This window comes from Pseudomonas sp. H1_D05 (genome assembly GCF_054682705.1).
Window position 1 is genome coordinate 4,158,899 of sequence record NZ_CP162825.1, and the last position, 15,202, is coordinate 4,174,100.

General features: G+C 52.2%; 17 protein-coding genes and 1 pseudogene. 8 read left to right on the forward strand and 10 right to left on the reverse strand.

The genetic code is table 11. The features are described from left to right. The first annotated feature begins 564 nt into the window (after positions 1-564). Positions 565-1,497 carry a hypothetical protein gene (locus AB4O11_RS18735; RefSeq protein ID WP_460127827.1) on the forward strand — a complete coding sequence of 311 codons (933 nt, stop codon included), beginning with the start codon at positions 565-567 and terminating at the stop codon, positions 1,495-1,497. Between the two features lie 119 nt (positions 1,498-1,616). Here the strand turns inward: AB4O11_RS18735 and AB4O11_RS18740 are convergent, their stop codons facing one another. Next, the gene (locus tag AB4O11_RS18740) at positions 1,617-1,784 is read right to left on the reverse strand and encodes a helix-turn-helix domain-containing protein (RefSeq protein WP_460127829.1); all 168 of its coding nucleotides are present in this window, start codon (positions 1,782-1,784) and stop codon (positions 1,617-1,619) included. A 249-nt stretch (positions 1,785-2,033) separates the two neighbouring features. Between AB4O11_RS18740 and AB4O11_RS18745 the strand changes: the two genes are divergently transcribed. Continuing rightward, positions 2,034-2,390: a hypothetical protein gene (locus tag AB4O11_RS18745; protein ID WP_460127831.1), complete on the forward strand. Its 357-nt coding sequence runs from the start codon at positions 2,034-2,036 to the stop codon at positions 2,388-2,390. A gap of 35 nt (positions 2,391-2,425) precedes the next feature. Then, positions 2,426-2,797: a hypothetical protein gene (locus AB4O11_RS18750; protein WP_460127833.1), complete on the forward strand. Its 372-nt coding sequence runs from the start codon at positions 2,426-2,428 to the stop codon at positions 2,795-2,797. A gap of 911 nt (positions 2,798-3,708) precedes the next feature. Here AB4O11_RS18750 and AB4O11_RS18755 read toward each other — a convergent pair. From AB4O11_RS18755 to AB4O11_RS18775, 5 genes and pseudogenes are all read right to left on the reverse strand, one after another. Beyond that, positions 3,709-5,097 carry a primase-helicase family protein gene (locus tag AB4O11_RS18755; RefSeq protein WP_460127835.1) on the reverse strand — a complete coding sequence of 463 codons (1,389 nt, stop codon included), beginning with the start codon at positions 5,095-5,097 and terminating at the stop codon, positions 3,709-3,711. A gap of 324 nt (positions 5,098-5,421) precedes the next feature. Continuing rightward, positions 5,422-6,246 (reverse strand): phage antirepressor KilAC domain-containing protein, encoded by an 825-nt coding sequence (locus AB4O11_RS18760; RefSeq protein WP_460127837.1) that lies wholly within the window; start codon positions 6,244-6,246, stop codon positions 5,422-5,424. Positions 6,247-6,982: 736 nt separating this feature from the next. Continuing rightward, positions 6,983-7,280 (reverse strand): annotated as a pseudogene (locus AB4O11_RS18765) (site-specific integrase); the annotation flags it as partial. 192 nt (positions 7,281-7,472) lie between these two features. Continuing rightward, on the reverse strand, positions 7,473-8,429 hold the full coding sequence (locus AB4O11_RS18770) for a tyrosine-type recombinase/integrase (protein WP_460127839.1): 957 nt from the start codon (positions 8,427-8,429) through the stop codon (positions 7,473-7,475). Between the two features lie 538 nt (positions 8,430-8,967). Then, complete coding sequence (locus AB4O11_RS18775; RefSeq protein ID WP_139213399.1) at positions 8,968-9,180, reverse strand: hypothetical protein; 213 nt, start codon at positions 9,178-9,180, stop codon at positions 8,968-8,970. Here AB4O11_RS18775 and AB4O11_RS18780 point away from each other — a divergent pair. Further along, positions 9,169-9,624, forward strand: coding sequence for a DUF2214 family protein (locus AB4O11_RS18780; RefSeq protein WP_460090348.1), 456 nt, complete (start codon positions 9,169-9,171; stop codon positions 9,622-9,624). The genes AB4O11_RS18775 and AB4O11_RS18780 overlap by 12 nt on opposite strands. Positions 9,625-9,849: 225 nt before the next feature. Here the strand turns inward: AB4O11_RS18780 and csrA are convergent, their stop codons facing one another. Beyond that, positions 9,850-10,044 carry a carbon storage regulator CsrA gene (gene csrA, locus AB4O11_RS18785; protein ID WP_003179932.1) on the reverse strand — a complete coding sequence of 65 codons (195 nt, stop codon included), beginning with the start codon at positions 10,042-10,044 and terminating at the stop codon, positions 9,850-9,852. Positions 10,045-10,293: 249 nt separating this feature from the next. Between csrA and AB4O11_RS18790 the strand changes: the two genes are divergently transcribed. Next, positions 10,294-10,662, forward strand: coding sequence for a penicillin-binding protein activator LpoB (locus AB4O11_RS18790; RefSeq protein WP_093432120.1), 369 nt, complete (start codon positions 10,294-10,296; stop codon positions 10,660-10,662). A gap of 11 nt (positions 10,663-10,673) precedes the next feature. Continuing rightward, entirely contained in the window at positions 10,674-10,865 is a 192-nt protein-coding gene (locus AB4O11_RS18795) for a hypothetical protein (RefSeq protein ID WP_460090350.1), read from the forward strand. 106 nt (positions 10,866-10,971) lie between these two features. Here AB4O11_RS18795 and AB4O11_RS18800 read toward each other — a convergent pair whose 3' ends face one another. From AB4O11_RS18800 to AB4O11_RS18810, 3 genes are all read right to left on the reverse strand, one after another. Next, on the reverse strand, positions 10,972-11,661 hold the full coding sequence (locus AB4O11_RS18800) for an endonuclease (protein WP_093432123.1): 690 nt from the start codon (positions 11,659-11,661) through the stop codon (positions 10,972-10,974). 4 nt (positions 11,662-11,665) lie between these two features. Further along, positions 11,666-11,935, reverse strand: a complete 270-nt coding sequence (locus AB4O11_RS18805) for a DUF1654 domain-containing protein (RefSeq protein WP_371748305.1) — start codon at positions 11,933-11,935, stop codon at positions 11,666-11,668. Positions 11,936-12,131: 196 nt separating this feature from the next. Then, positions 12,132-13,220, reverse strand: a complete 1,089-nt coding sequence (locus AB4O11_RS18810) for an asparaginase (protein WP_034152752.1) — start codon at positions 13,218-13,220, stop codon at positions 12,132-12,134. Positions 13,221-13,570: 350 nt separating this feature from the next. Between AB4O11_RS18810 and AB4O11_RS18815 the strand changes: the two genes are divergently transcribed. Then, positions 13,571-14,026: a hypothetical protein gene (locus tag AB4O11_RS18815; RefSeq protein WP_093432134.1), complete on the forward strand. Its 456-nt coding sequence runs from the start codon at positions 13,571-13,573 to the stop codon at positions 14,024-14,026. Positions 14,027-14,226: 200 nt separating this feature from the next. After that, positions 14,227-15,183 carry a sugar ABC transporter substrate-binding protein gene (locus AB4O11_RS18820; RefSeq protein WP_016984936.1) on the forward strand — a complete coding sequence of 319 codons (957 nt, stop codon included), beginning with the start codon at positions 14,227-14,229 and terminating at the stop codon, positions 15,181-15,183. Positions 15,184-15,202: the final 19 nt, after the last annotated feature.

The window sequence follows — 15,202 nt, forward strand, 5'->3', positions numbered from 1 at the left end:
AGCATTGACGGCAACCCTGCAGTACAGCTACCTGCATAAAAAAATATCGAAAAGAGGCGTCTGACGCCTTCTTTGGTTGGCATGACATAGTTTCGCACTGCATCGGTTTCAGGTGCTAAAGCCTCTGGGTAAGGCTCTAGGTTGCATAGCTCGCATAAGATCGGGATGAGTAAAGCCCTGCACTCAACGGTGACCTCCTGATTCTTTACTCCTTTATTGGAGCCTAGGTCACATACCTTCGAATAAAGCTGAGATGCTCATTCTCGGAGTATCTGCTAATACCGTGATAGCTTTAATCGACTGATTAGCACCTTCCGTCTCGATTCGGGACATGTACGTCCGGGCGAGACCATATCTGTCCACAAACGCTTCCTGATTCATTCCCATGGCAAGAAACAGCTCACGCACTCGGGTGCCGAATTGGTGTTGAGGTGCTGGAGAGGAGGGCTGGTCTAGCTGCGGGTTCGGTGAGGCAGACTGACTATATTCTCGCTAGCGCCTGCTCAACGATCTTGGCCTTGATTTTCGTCAGTTGGTATGGCTATTTGGCATAGCAACCTTTACATGGATGAACTGATGTCTGCGAAGAGAAAAATTGCCTACGCTCATCACCTACCCGGCTGGAAATACGGTGGTGGTAACCGGGAGTCTTTAAAGGCAAGTCGGCGAGTAGCGCCGGATGAGTACGAAGAAGAGATGGTAGGCAACCTTTTCTGCCCTGGTTGCTATACGAACGTTGAACGAACCCCAAAGGAGAAAGACCTTTTCACCAATAGGCGTGACCCTTTCTATCGTCACCTTCGACGGTGGCTGCACGTAGCTTGTGTTCTGAGGGCAAAAAAACCTGAAGGTAAACGGTATGACTCTTGGGAGGAGGCTAAGCGAGCAATCGACCACGAACATTTGACAATCGTAAAGGAATTTCTCCAGTCCAAGCCAGAGATCGAGCTCACACCAAGCGCCGACTATGATGAAACTCCTGTTGAGGATGTTAGTGGACCGCTTTCAGCGGTGCCGATAGGTCGCCATCAAGGAGAATCCTTCGAGCTGCCGAGCAAAATAACCACTGTTGCAGGGATTTGCCGAAACTTTGAAGTCAACAAAGACAAGTATTTCTTCCTTCCTGGGTCTCAGCACGCGGTCAAACTGGCTGAACTGATAACGAATGTGACCGAGCTGACTTCCGATATTCTGAACACTGAACAGTCGCCGAAGTTGTACTTCGGGAGAATCAAGCGCAGCTGGAACGCGGGGAAGTATTCATTCTCGACTCGTATGACTCGGATCGAGTGCGATCCAGCAATTGGTGATTTCACTGTCAAGCTTCCGGATGGATTCTGTGGAGACAAGGGTATAAACGATGATTCGACGGGACGGATCGTTATGTTCTACGGAGTAATCACAACGAATGGTAGTGGGTTGGCGGTGAACAAGCTGGCTTGGGGTGAGATAGCGCTGGTGCCCAGCAAATATAATGATTTGCTGATGCCTGAATAAGTCAATCGTTCGCACGTTCTGACAACAGTTCAGAGAAGGAAATGTGGTTGTGTCTTGCGTGAAGCTGCGGGTCGATTATCCGAAGGAGGCTCGTCACTTTTCCTCAAGGGGAGGAGATATTACTTCGCGATCACTTCCACATCCGCAATGAGAGCGGATGGCCGACACTTGAGTGCGGCGGCTAGCTTGAAGATAATGGTGATTGTTGGTTGATTTACGCCTCGCTCTATGAGGCTTACGTAGTTCCGCTGTACATCAGCCTCCAGCGCCAGTTGTTCCTGCGTCATACCCGCGAGCTTCCGTCGCTCGCGAAGAACCCTACCGAATGCCAACCCTGCGTCCAAGCCGTAACCCCCTGAGTGAGGGGTGAACTGTCGTGCCCATGGCTGATTACGTCTTCACAATATACTGTGAATATTGTCTTTTACATGGCACCATCCTCCATTGCTTTGTTGGCATTACTGGTCAGTCTGAGGACTAGGCTAGAGCCATCGTGTGAGCTAGTTAAATTGACTAAAGACCCCAGGAGCTGCGTGATGAACGAACTAAATGTTACAACCCCAGATGCTGCTGATGGCGAAGGTAAGGCCTTGTACGCCAGTCCATCAGCCTTTATGGGGCTGAGCCGGTTGAATGGAACTTGCCCGCACGCTACGTCAGTCATGCTTACGCTGATGTCGATCATGGGTGGCAATGGAGTGGTACGAACTACCCAAGCGATGGTCGCCAAGCACTGCAACTACACGCTTCAACAGGTTGAGAAGGCTATAGCCGACCTTGCTGAAGCGAAGTGGATTCTGTCCGTCGATGCCAGCCCTGAACCGGGTGGAAGCCTCGTGTGTACAGTGAACTCCAACGTTGCAAGATCGGAAAATCCCGATGAGCAGATGTAAACCAACTCCCCGCTTTCATGCTCGAGAAGTGACTGATGACTGATCGAGAATTAACCAGTTGCCAAGCAGTACATGTTCCACGGTATGCGTTTGAAGCTTTGGCGGCTTACGCAGCGCTGGACGGGGACAAGGTGGCAGTGATGCTGCTTCTGCTGATGCGAATGGACAGTAACCGTGCTGTGAGGATCGACACATCTCTGTTGTCTGATTTTCTTACGCTCGTATGTGAACGGGTAGAACGTGCAATCTCAAGCCTCATCAAGAATGGCTGGGTAGAGTCAGTTGATGATGGTGCGATGCGATATCGCATCTTCGATTGCGTTGCCCACCCAGCCTTCATCAACGCAGACTTCGATACGCTGATGAGGGTGGTAAACACTCGTTTAACGGCGGTGGATGTTCACTAGGCGGAGAACTCTCCCAAACCCATCTCTGCACGCTAATGATCACATCTGGACGTTAACGTGCGTGGGATGGGCTACCCCTAGCTCACCTAGAGGGCTACTTAAAAGAAGCTAATCGTATCCCGCTGGTGCATTTCCCGGGGGTAACCTTGGACGCTCGCGATCAGTTCACTCAGGTTTCTTATGCCGCTCAGCATGGTCAACATCCAGATCAAAAGCCGGGTGGTGGCTGATCCCCATCCACCCTGCTGGATAAATTTGTTATATTGCCTCCCGGTGGAGTATGTAATCGCTGGGTTGGCAGGCGAGCCCTACACGCTTTTGGACTGGACCGTGCAGGATATGGTGACTGACAGTCACGGATATCAGACTTCAAAGTCTACAACCTCCATTATTCCTACCTTTGCCTCAGGCAAGATTACAATTCTTAAAGTTCCAAGGGAGGAAAGAGGGGGGGGCTCCCGCTCTTGCTCTGAATTGTGCAGGTATAAGCGGTGCCTATAGGCACGAACTAGTTTCCTGTGACTCCGTCGCTGTTATTTCTTTTAGGTTGCTCAATCGTGGCTCGTGCCAGAATTTAATAAGCAAGGTTAAGAGCAACAGCAAAGCGGGGAGGGCTGTCCGCCCCATCTCCCCCTTAACCTTATAGAGTTGGAATTCGTGCCTCGGGCACAAATTATTCTTCTGTGGCGTAGACTCCACTATGTAATATATAGGTATGCTTCATTTCTAGGTGGACGCACTCGGGTTGCCCATTCCATCTTGAGTTAGGCGTGTTCACTCATACAGCTCAATGATTCCCTTACTATAAGAAAGCAGCGTAAACCCGTCATACCCGTCATGACATCGCCACAACCCTTGTTGTGTGGGGCTTACAGCTATGACGGGTTGTTTTACAACCCGACATAAACCCGTCATACCCAGCATTGCCCCCTTGTGCTTGAGTAGGCTCTTCGCAACTCGGCGGGCGGGGATGACTCCGATAGATCGCCTACCAAACCCTTGGGAGTGATCCACATCCTCCCATCGGTAGTTCTTTTCGCCTTGCAGCCCAGTTCTGACAATTTCTGAGCTACGGCACGGTTGCCCAAGATTTCCCCGGTCGCTGTGTGGTATTGGGCGTCGATATCCAAGGCTTTCACAACTAGATGTTCTTCAATATAATCAGCGACGAACTCCGCTAGCCTTTCTTTGGGGCAGTAACCGATCATTTCCCTTTTGCTGACGGTCATCGGTGGATCACCCCACGGATGGAACTCAGACAGATCCACCGTTTCTAGTAAGTCCCGCACAATCTGCATCCCGCCTTGCTCCAATAGCCAAGGTTTAAGAATAGTGTTGATGAACAACATGGTTTCTCTCTTCGACTCCTTGTGCGTGATGAAAGCAGGCACCCAGAAGCGGCGATCCTCCTGCTCCAACGGCAATGGGAAATGGTCATTGCTTGACATAATGAAGTTCAGGAAGTTATCCACCGTTGTGTCGGGGATATGCTTTCGTCGCAACACGATCGTCTTGTTCCCTTGGATGGATTTTAGGGTGTTAACCGTCGACTCGGGATTTTTGTAAACCTCGTCAATCAGAATGAGTGTCTTGCCCACTAGGGCATCATTGAAATCGCCTACCACATCACCTAGAGCCACTGTCCCTACGCTGGATTTCCCCAGCAGACCGGGTAACAGTGTTTCAGCAAGGAAGCCCTTACCAACCCCGTGTTCTGAACGCAGCAAGACTGTGGCGTTGATACGCTGGCCGGGATAGCGGGCTGTATGAGCTAGCCAATCTCGGAAGTAGTACCGCTCTTCGTGGATGGGGAACAGGCGTTGCAGGAACTCAATGAAGGGCGCCGCATCGCGTCTAGATACTGGTTTTCCACTCGGGCGGATATCTGGGCCAGTCCATATATTCAGAAGTCTGTTACCGCCAACCTCTATAATTCGCCGATAGTCGCCGGGGCGGAAATCCTCAGCGAATACGATAGGGAGCTTCGATAGCAGGTAATCGCCCGTTAGGACTTCAGTTCCGCCTGCATCTCGGTAAGCCTGGGTCAGCATCATCGGGTTGCCTTGTGGAGCAACTCCCATGTTTCGAAGGTCGCGGAATTTTGGGCGGCTATCCGTCGAAGGTACAATCACGAATCGATCTTGCACAGTACGAATTGCAGTAATATTTGGGCTTGCTAGTTCAACTACATTTGCGGGCATATATGCCTCATTGATTTTTAGTTTTAAAGAATTGCCTCTCCGTAAATCAGGGATTTCCAGAGAGTTAGAGTGATTGAGCTTGAGTGGGGTGATTTCCAATCACATCTTTTACTTTCTCCAGTCAACACGAAATCTGCTTCTGCTCTGCGGCTTATTGGCTTGAGTAAGCATGATATTGCTCTGTGGTCAGGCTTTATCGAGCACAGCATCTGTCGCTGGGATTATTTCGGTAGTTTTTTGCAATGTGCAGAGTGGAAGGCCAGTGCAATGTCACCAGCCTCCTTCTAAGAATGCTTCTCCAAGACCTTTGATGACTTCATTCTTAGCTTCGCATCTCACATTTTGGCCTGTATCACCACTGTAGTAATGATGATGCAGTGGCACGCACTGATTACAACAGTAATGGGAGTCATATTGGCCTTCTTATAAACCCCAGCGCCCATTCTGCTCAACGAACTGCTTGATCCAGATCATGCCCTTACCAGTGAACAGGGGGACGGGCTTGCTAAATTGCTCTCCAGTTTTACGGTCTGTGGCTTTGACCCACTTTACATCAAGTCGTCCAGCGTCCAGATGCTGCTGGTATGGTAGATTCCGTTTATACCCGGTACCCATGATAATTTTATATTTGCGCAGGTAGTTTAGGAATTTTGTCTTTCCGGTGTCTAAGGTCTTGGCGACAATGCCTGTGTTAAACAATTCATCTGTGTTAGCGATATCATTGTAGAACTCTACCTTTTCAGCGTCTCCCGCAATCTTCTGCTCAAGTTCTTTCACCGCGTAAGTGAGCGCGGTCCGCTTCTCTTCCAGCTCTCCGGCCAGCTTTAAAGCATCAGCAAGTGTGGTCGGGAAAGCGTAGGATGGTTTTTTAATTTTCGCTTCTAGTTCATGCCAGCGGCGAATCACCTTAAGTCGCATTGGGGCGCTATACCCTGCCAGCAAGTCATAGACCTCCGCTTGTTGTAAGTTAAAATAAGAATAGGTGTCGCCTTCGACGACGTATGTCTCCAAGAAGTCGGAAGTGTTAAGACCTTGCTCCTCCAGCATCTTACGGATGTCTGTCATTAAATGATCATGTCGCGTACCAGTCAATACAGAAAACTCAAGGCTGCTCATGGTTACAATACTGGCCTGCTGAAGATGCGGCGGTATCAATTCAGGATGTACAAAGTTTTTCCGTCCTTTGATTCGGGTAGCTTTGTTTTTTCCTTGGGATGCTGCGTGGTTGTAGATAGAAGATTCGAACATATATTTTCTCACTTGTATAAATAGCTTTTTTGAAGCATGGATCCCTCATGGCTCCAATTATGAGCATGTGTTATGAGGTGTCGAGGTTTGCAGATTAGTTGCACGTTGGGAGGCTGCGTAACACATTCACATAGTGTGTTATTTTGGGTTATGGCATCGCTTGGTTCTCTTGGTGTGTGGTGCTTTTACCTTTTTTAATTTTTGAAATGGCGGTTCTTAGTGGCTGGCTATAATCAATCAGTCATAATTTTACTCTAGTAAAACACCGCTATTATTTAAGTAGTGTGTTTGGATTTTCGGTGGGTGCACATTACTTTTTTTTGCTTGCGGTCTGTGGGTGCTGCACTTGATTTTTCGGTCGCGGCTGCATGTAACGAGCTTTGCTACCCAGTCGGCTTTGTATTGCAGTGTAGGATGCTGACTTGGATAAGTTGCTCATTGAGCCAGCTAGTCGTCATCAGCTGGTGTGGTGCCATCTTAGCTTTTTGTTTTAGCTGGTCAATAATTTACCTCGAAATTTAACGAAAATAAATTTAACCGACATATACCGCGTTTTAGTTGGAAAGTTAATTTAAGTGATGTATCTCTTTATTTGCCAAATGTTTACAATGGCTAGACATGCATGCGTTTCATTAAAATATGTCTATGTAGCGCGGCGAGTTCCACCGATGCCGCTGTCATGCAGCTCTCCCGTAGTTTTGAGCGTTTTTGCCTGGGTCGGGTCGATGCGGGGCAGTTAAGTGATCTTTATATGGCGTAGAGCCTCCACCATCGCCTTCACGAGGCTGCGGCCGCCAAAGATGCTGAACGTGACCGTACCGTCTTAGTGTCCAGCGACCCGTTTGATCAGCGAATCCGGCACCCCGGCACCCCGGCGTCCTGAAGATCATCGATGAGCGAGTGGTGGAAGCTGTGGAATGTCTTTCTTTGGTCGGTGATGCCAAGCTCGTCTTGTAGCGACCGAACCACTTCGACGGTGCGTGGCCTAGTTTCCCGCATACGGCTTCCAGTTCTGGGATCAGGCGAACGGCTCTAGTGTCTCGCATCGACTCCAGATGCCGGATCACGTCCTGATAGATCTGCGGATTGGAGCGAAAGAATCCTGTGGTTGCTAACGGATCACGCTATCAACAGCGCGTAGCGCCACGGTCGAGGCCGTATCCCTACAGATGGGGCTATGGGAAGAGGGAGAGCCAACGCGATTGCGTTGGCCCGGAGGTTGGGGGTCAGTCGATAAGATGAAGGACATCCCGAACACTCAGGTGTGAGTACCGCGCGACAGACCGTGTATCTCGATGGCCTGACACGATCATGATCTGGGCGTTGTTAAATCCCTTTTTCGCAACGTTCGTTATTCTGGTGTGCCTGAGTTGGTGAAGTCGGACGGTACTGTCTAAACCTGCCTTTACGCGTGCCAGACGTACCGCCTGAGATACGGCGTGTGGAGTAACCGTGAACACTTGGCCGTTCGGATGGCCTGCAACAGTGGCTAACAGTTGGGCAAGCTGGAGTATTTCAACAGCGCGGTGGGTGAGGGGGACTGACCGTGTGCCGTTTTTTCCGTCTATGACATCGGCAATACGATCTTTGAGGTGCAGACGATCTCTGGTCAGCTTCAGAATTTCGGATCGCCGCATGGCAGTTTCATAAGCTAGTTCGACAATGGGTTTCATAATGGGTGACAACTTCGCTAGTAACCGCTCAAGCTCGCTTGCACTAATCACCTTGTCTGAAGACCGGTCTGGCTTTGGGAGCGCGATATCACTCACAGGGTTGTGAATTTCGATCAACAATCCACGTTTGGCAAACCTAAAGAAGCGGGACATGAATGCAAGCTGCGTCCTACATGTGGACGGTTTTACCTTTTTTAATCGCATGATTTTGAAGTCGTTTATCATCTGCGGGGTGATTTCGTCGATGGGCTGTGTGAAGTGTCTGCCCAGATGCTCCACAATTTTCAGTGCATGGTCGTAGCTACCTTTCCCCTTGAGCATGGTTTCGCAATAGGTCATGCCCAGCGTATATATAGTGTGATACTTGCGATCCAGCGTTGCGGCTTCGATCCGTTTCGCCCATGACTCTGCCTCTGCCTTCGTGCTGAAGGTTTTCGACTGGGGAAATTTACCTTTAATTCGTACCTGAGCGTTCCAGTTGCCTGATGGAAGTAAGCGGAAATTGGCCATTTTTGACGCCTCATGATGTGAATGGGCGTTCTGTGAAACCCAAGAGAACCAACGCTTGGAGCTTGCTCCTAGCAGACCTTGACATGGTGGGGGTCGTTGGTTCGAGTCCAATCGCGCCTACCAAATAAAATCCGCTCTGCTGGGCGGTCTAGAAGGGCTCACCGAAAGGTGGGCCCTTTTTTGTTGTCTGCGATTTGCAAAACTTTTGCAAAACCCTCCTCAGGGCGCCAGCTGGACTTCGCGTTTAGTCGATCTCAGGGCATTCGAAATTCCATGCGAGGCCTGTTGATCCACTGCGCGTCGTGCTTCACCGTTTAGCGGTCCTTGCTGAATGGCGTGCGCAAGTCCTCGTCGTGCCTCCCGCCTCTGATCGAATTTCTGCGTCGTCGGGTCAGGCAGTTGGTTGACGATTCACCGTTCGTCGCCAGCGCCCTTTGAAAAAGTGTGGATATTGAACAGGTTACGAGTGTTACTAACCAGCCAGTTATCAAAAAAATGTTGTTACTGTTCGTGGGATTAAGTAACATTCGTCCCGCGTTCACCACCACGGTTTATGCATTTTTAAATCCCAAGCTTCCATCAGCTGCTTGGGATTTTTTTTGCCTGCGATTTGCCTCAACTGGCTGAAATTTTTCCTTTCGATCTCTCCTGAAGGCCTGGCGACACCCCGCAGGCACATCCTGGTTTTTTCAACTACTACTGACTGGCCGATTTTCAACTCTGCGATGAGGGGGTATCGATGCTGGTTCATTGGTTTCTTGCAGCTGTTCATCTGCTGGCATTTGCCTTGGGTTTCTGGGCGGTACTGACGCGTGGCACGGCGTTTAGTCGCCTTGCTGCCGGTTCAGGCGAGCCCCGGCGCGTTTTGCTGGCCGATAACCTATGGGGCATCTCTGCATTGATTCTGCTGGTGACAGGGGGAGTGCGGGTTTTTGGAGGCTTTGAAAAGGGCACTGACTATTATCTTCATCAGCCACTGTTTCATCTGAAGATGATGCTGTTTGTGCTGATCCTGATTGTAGAACTCGCCCCGATGATCACGTTGGTCAAGTGGCGGATCGCTTCCGCACGCGGCGCAGCAATCGATGCCGGGCGCGCGAAGCTGTACGCGCGAATCAGTCATGTCGAGGCGTTGTTGCTGGTGCTCATGGTGATTGCGGCCACAGGCATGGCGCGTGGTGTGACATTCGGTTAGAGGGCGAATTCTCTGCGCTCTATCGGAAATGTCCGACAGCCAGCCTCGGGGATGGCAGGTAGTATCGGGCAGCAAGAGCATGCGGGGAGAGGTTGGAAGGGGAGTCGGGTTTTGCGTGTCAGGCGCCGTGCCCAACAGAGTGGGGAGCGGATGGCAATACGGCGCGTGAATCTCTAGCCAGTCATTCCACAAGGTAAACGGACTGGCTACTGACTGCGATCTGGCTCAGGGAGTTTGTGGCTTGTCCGGGGCGGTCAGGCCAGCCTGAATGCGCTGGTAAATCTCTTCACGGTGCACGGCAACGTTTTTCGGAGCATTGATACCAATGCGGACCTGTTGGCCGCTTACGCCCAGAATGGTGATCGTAATGTCATCACCAATGTTTATGCTTTCACCGACTTTGCGGGTGAGTATCAGCATGGTCTTCTCCTTGATTGCTTTGTAGGGCACCTGATTCAGACAGTGCAGAGGTCGGTGTACGTATAGATTAGTGCGAAGTCTCACGGTTTGGGTGCCTCTTTCTGACGCGCAGAAGCGGCATTAATTCCCAGGGCGTAACTATACAGAGGCTGCAAGCATCAATCTCGTTGTTTTGTGCCCATTTTGCGGGGCTCGCGAAGTATTTATGAATGATAAGATCGCGGCTTTGAGAATTTCGAGGAAAGCGTTGTGCGCAAATTGGTTTGGGTAGTCGCGGCACTGGTATTGGCAGGGTGTGGTGAAGGCAAGAATGCAGACGCAGCAAAACCACAGTCGGCAGCAGTGACGGCGCCGGCGGCGGCCGCTGCACCACAATGGGATCTCGAAGTGCGCGGTGAAACGCCACAGGCTGTCAGCGACCTGAGTGGCTGGCTCATCGAGCACGCCTTCGTGCCTACGGTGATCAAGGACAGCAGCGGCAAAACGCGAATTCTGATTGGTCCGTTCAACTCTCAGGCTGAAGCTGAAGCACGTAAGGTGCAAGTGGATGCAGCGTTGGTGAAGGCCAAGAAACAGAACGTTGAGTCGGTGCTGGTCGAGCATCCGCTCACGCCGTAAACGAACGGGCGGTGACTCTGCCAGTTGATATGGCAGCAGCGGGGCAAGCGATTGAGTTGGCTGACGTCGACATGGAAAAGAACATTCTCCAGGAAATCGCCGACACCGCCACTGACGGCTTTTACGGCTGGATTGCCGAAGAGTCGACAGCCGTCATGAATATTGCGCAGATACCTGATCAAAGAGCGTGGCATACCTCGTGAGTCACTGAGTTTGATGGGCTGCTGGCGACACAACAAAGCCGCTAATCAGGTGCAAATGAAAAGGCCTCGAACATCACGTTCGAGGCCTTTTTTGTCTGCGCTGCAATCAGCCGCAGGCTTTCATGTTCACTGGGCCGACAAACTCATTACCGCGTCCCATCACGCATGCCACGCTCTGATTACGCTGACGCTCCCAGTCCTGCACCGGGTAAGTCTTGTCCCACGCTTCATACAATTGGCGATCCTGCTTCGACAGGCGCAAGCCGTATTGCTTGCTCATGTAGAAGTACGTGCGGGCGATCATGCCGCGAATCGACGGGCGGGGCATGACCTTCTTCGCCTTGAAGTCGACCTGGGTCAGGCACGAACCGTATTGCCCGGACTGCACGGGCAACCAGCCGTAGCTGAAGTTGCTGCGATCGCCATTGACCTCGCCAATGCTTGGCACCAGGTTATGCAAATCGGCTTCGGCCTTTTGATAGGTCGGGTCGTAACGGGTGCAGTTCTTGCGTCCGCCTTCCTGCCAGCATTGGCGCTGATGGCCGAACTGCCAGGCCGGCACAATGTGTTCCCACTCGATGCGTGATGCGCGCTTGGCATTCTTGCGCGGTACGTAACCGCAAGCCTTCAGATCAACTTTGTTGCCAGTGTACTTGCACCCGCAATAAAACTCTGTGGACTGCGGCGCATACAGTTTCCAGGCGACCTTCTTGGCTTCGGTGAATGTGCGGGGTGCGCCAGCCTGGGCACCCATGGCGAAAAACAACAACAGCAAAGCAAAACAGCGGACACTCATTGAATCAATCTTCCTTCGGCACAACCCAAAAAATCTGCACGCCACCGTCGTCGCGATAAGCGAGGGTGACGTTGTCGTTCTCGTCGATTTCCTCAAGCAGGCGCTCCCACTCGTCCATCGGCTCGTCCGGAAGACGAAAGATCAGTGCGGCTTTGGCTTTTTGTGCGGTGGGGGAATTGATGATTTTCTGAACGCGCATGCCTATGCGTTCGTAAGCGTCAGGAGCATCAGGGGAGGTGGCCACGAGGTTATCCTTATTAAGCTGTACGTGCATACAGTATTTAACTGTAAGCATTTTCGCAACTGCTTAAAATACAAGAAAATCCTCTGACAGCGGTTTTCGGATTTTGGTGTAGGTCGTGTCGAGTTTTTTGTAGGAAAAGTGCGAGAGCTTTGTGAGCGTTGCACCACCCGCCCGTCAGGCGAGTGGTGCAGGGTGCCCAATCAAGAATTGACCGGGCGAAAGTCCATCAGTATTCCCAGAACATCCGTTGCAGCTCTTTGCTGTCATTGGTTTTGGTCAGGGCGACCATTGCCAGGATGCGGGCTTTCTGCGGGTTCAGGTCGTGAGCGACAACCCAGTCGTATTTGTCGTCTGGTTGTTCGGCGTTACGCAGAACGAAGCCGCCAGCGTTTACGTGGGACGAGCGAATGATTTGCACGCCATCCTTGCGCAGCGCTTGCAGGGCTGGAACCACGCGGGAGGAGACCGAGCCGTTACCGGTGCCGGCATGGATGATCGCCTTGGCACCGGATTGTGCGAGAGCCTTGTAGGCAGTATCGCTGACGTTGCCGTAGGAATAAGCGATTTCTACGTCAGGCAGGCTCTTGATATTTTTGATATCGAATTCCGAATCCATGGTGTGACGCTTGGCTGGCAAGCGGAACCAGTAGGATTTGCCTTCAACCACCATGCCCAATGGGCCCCAGGCACTTTTGAACGCTTCGGTCTTGATGTTGATCATCTTGCTGACGTCACGACCGGACTGGATTTCATCGTTCATGGTCACCAGTACGCCTTTGCCGTGCGCTTCTTTGCTGCTGGCCACGGCCACGGCGTTGTACAGGTTGAGCATGCCATCGGCGGACATCGCGGTACCCGGACGCATTGAGCCGACGACGATGATTGGCTTGTCGGTTTTTTCTACCAGGTTGAGGAAGTAAGCGGTTTCTTCCAGGGTGTCGGTGCCGTGGGTGATGACGATGCCATCGACGTCTTTGCTATCGGCCAGTTCGGCCACGCGACGACCCAGTTGCAGCAGGTTTTCGTTGGTGATGCTTTCCGAAGCAATCTGCATGACTTGTTCGCCACGCACGTTTGCCAGTTTGCTCAGCTCGGGAATGCCGGCGATCAATTGTTCGACGCCAACCTTCGCCGCTTGATAGGTGGCGCTGTTGGCGGCGCTCGCGCCGGCGCCGGCGATGGTGCCGCCGGTGGCAAGGACTACGACGTTAGCGAGCTTGGTCTGGGTTTCGACTTCTTTCGCCTGAAGGGCGGTGGGCAGGAGTAGGAGAAGGGCCAAAGCGCCCGGAACCAAAGTGTTGAAAGCAGATTTCATTATTTTTCTCTCTAGTAGTGAGACGGTGCTGATGCAGGTTCATCTAGATGCGCCCCAAGCCGATCTGAATGCTCGGGGTGCAGGCTAGGGAGCAGGATCTGTACCAGCCCTACTTTGCTTTAGAGAAATGTTTAACTTGATGATTTACATCAAGATTTTATGGATTTGCAAATGGTGGGGCGAAGCGTTTATCCGGGTTTCCGAACAATGGACGCTTTCGCGTTCGGTTCACCGAAAGGGACTACGGCTTCTTTTCGAATGAAACCGGTTGCCGGCTCGGGATTCTTTACTAAAGAAACCGGCCTTGAGGCCGATGGTTGTTCTGGGAAACGCTTTTTTAGGGAGTTCACATGTCACTGACGATCGGTTTTTCAAACCCGGGTACAGTCACCATCGGCGGTAAAACCGCAGCGACGATCAATGCAATGAACCAGGCAGAAGCGGACGCTTCCGACGAGGCGCTGGGCGTTGAAAAAGAGCCGAGCAACCAGGTCAGGACCGGCGGCCCTGCGCAAGAAGCCAGTCAGGCCGATAGCGCGGACAGCGGCGACAGTCTGAATGTCACCGTGAAAATGCTGCTCAAGCGGATGAAAGAGTTGCAGAAGCAACTGCAGGAGCAGCAACAGCAACTGGCGGCGGCTCAGGCTGCGAGCTATCCGACGCCTGAGGCCAAGTCGCAGGCGGTGATGTCCATTCAGGGTCAGATCGCGCAGACCAGCGGCGCACTCATGGAGGTCGCGGCGGCGTTGCTCAAGGAAATGTCCCAGGGCTCCACCAGCGGCAACGTGGTCAACACCACAGCCTGAGCATCAAGGGACGAAGCAACGGATTCGTCCTTTAATCAATACCGATTTCTGATTGTTGACAAATGTCGGCGGGATTCGCATAGTTCGGTCTACGCAAACGTTTGCGCGGCGCTCTCGGGGCACTATGGCCCTGCAGATAGCCAAGTAGCTTACGCCAGCGCAAGCGTTGCTCACAATAATCATAAGATCGGAGTGAACCCATGAAGCTGCCATTCGCTGGACGTCTTCTTGCTGTCGCTATGCTGGCTGCCACAGCCGCCGCACTACCTGTCTCCTCGGCATTCGCCGAATCCGCCGAAAAACCCAAAGTTGCGCTGGTCATGAAGTCTCTGGCCAACGAATTCTTCCTGACCATGGAAGATGGCGCCAAGGCGTACCAGAAAGAACACTCCGCCGATTTCGACCTGATCTCTAATGGCATCAAGGATGAAACCGATACTGCTGGCCAGACCCGCATCGTCGAGCAAATGATCCTGGCCAAGGTCAATGCACTGGTGATCGCGCCTTCCGATTCCAAGGCCATGGTGCCGGTGATCAAGAAAGCCGTCGATGCTGGTATCACCGTGATCAACATCGACAACCAACTCGATCCGGCCATCGTCAAAAGCAAAAACATCAGCGTGCCCTTCGTAGGTCCGGACAATCGCAAAGGCGCGCGTCTGGTCGGTGAGTACCTGGCCAAGCAGCTCAAGGCCGGTGACGAAGTCGGCATCATTGAAGGCGTGTCCACCACGACCAACGCTCAGCAACGTACCGCTGGCTTCAAGGATGCGATGGACGCCGCACAGATCAAGATCGTTTCGTTGCAATCAGGTGACTGGGAAATCGACAAGGGCAACAAGGTTGCCGCTTCGATCCTCAGCGAATACCCGGACGTCAAAGCACTGCTGGCCGGTAACGACAGCATGGCCGTCGGCGCCGTTTCCGCAGTACGTGCCGCTGGCAAGGCCGGTCAGGTTCAGGTGGTCGGTTACGACAACATCAACGCCATCAAGCCAATGTTGAAGGATGGCCGCGTGTTGGCCACGGCTGACCAGTTCGCTGCCAAGCAGGCAGTGTTCGGCATCGAAACCGCGCTGAAAATCATCAAGGGCGAGAAAGTCGACAGCGGCGCCAACGGCGTGATCGAAACACCGGTCGAGCTGGTCACCAAGTAAGTCTTCTGGCGACACAACG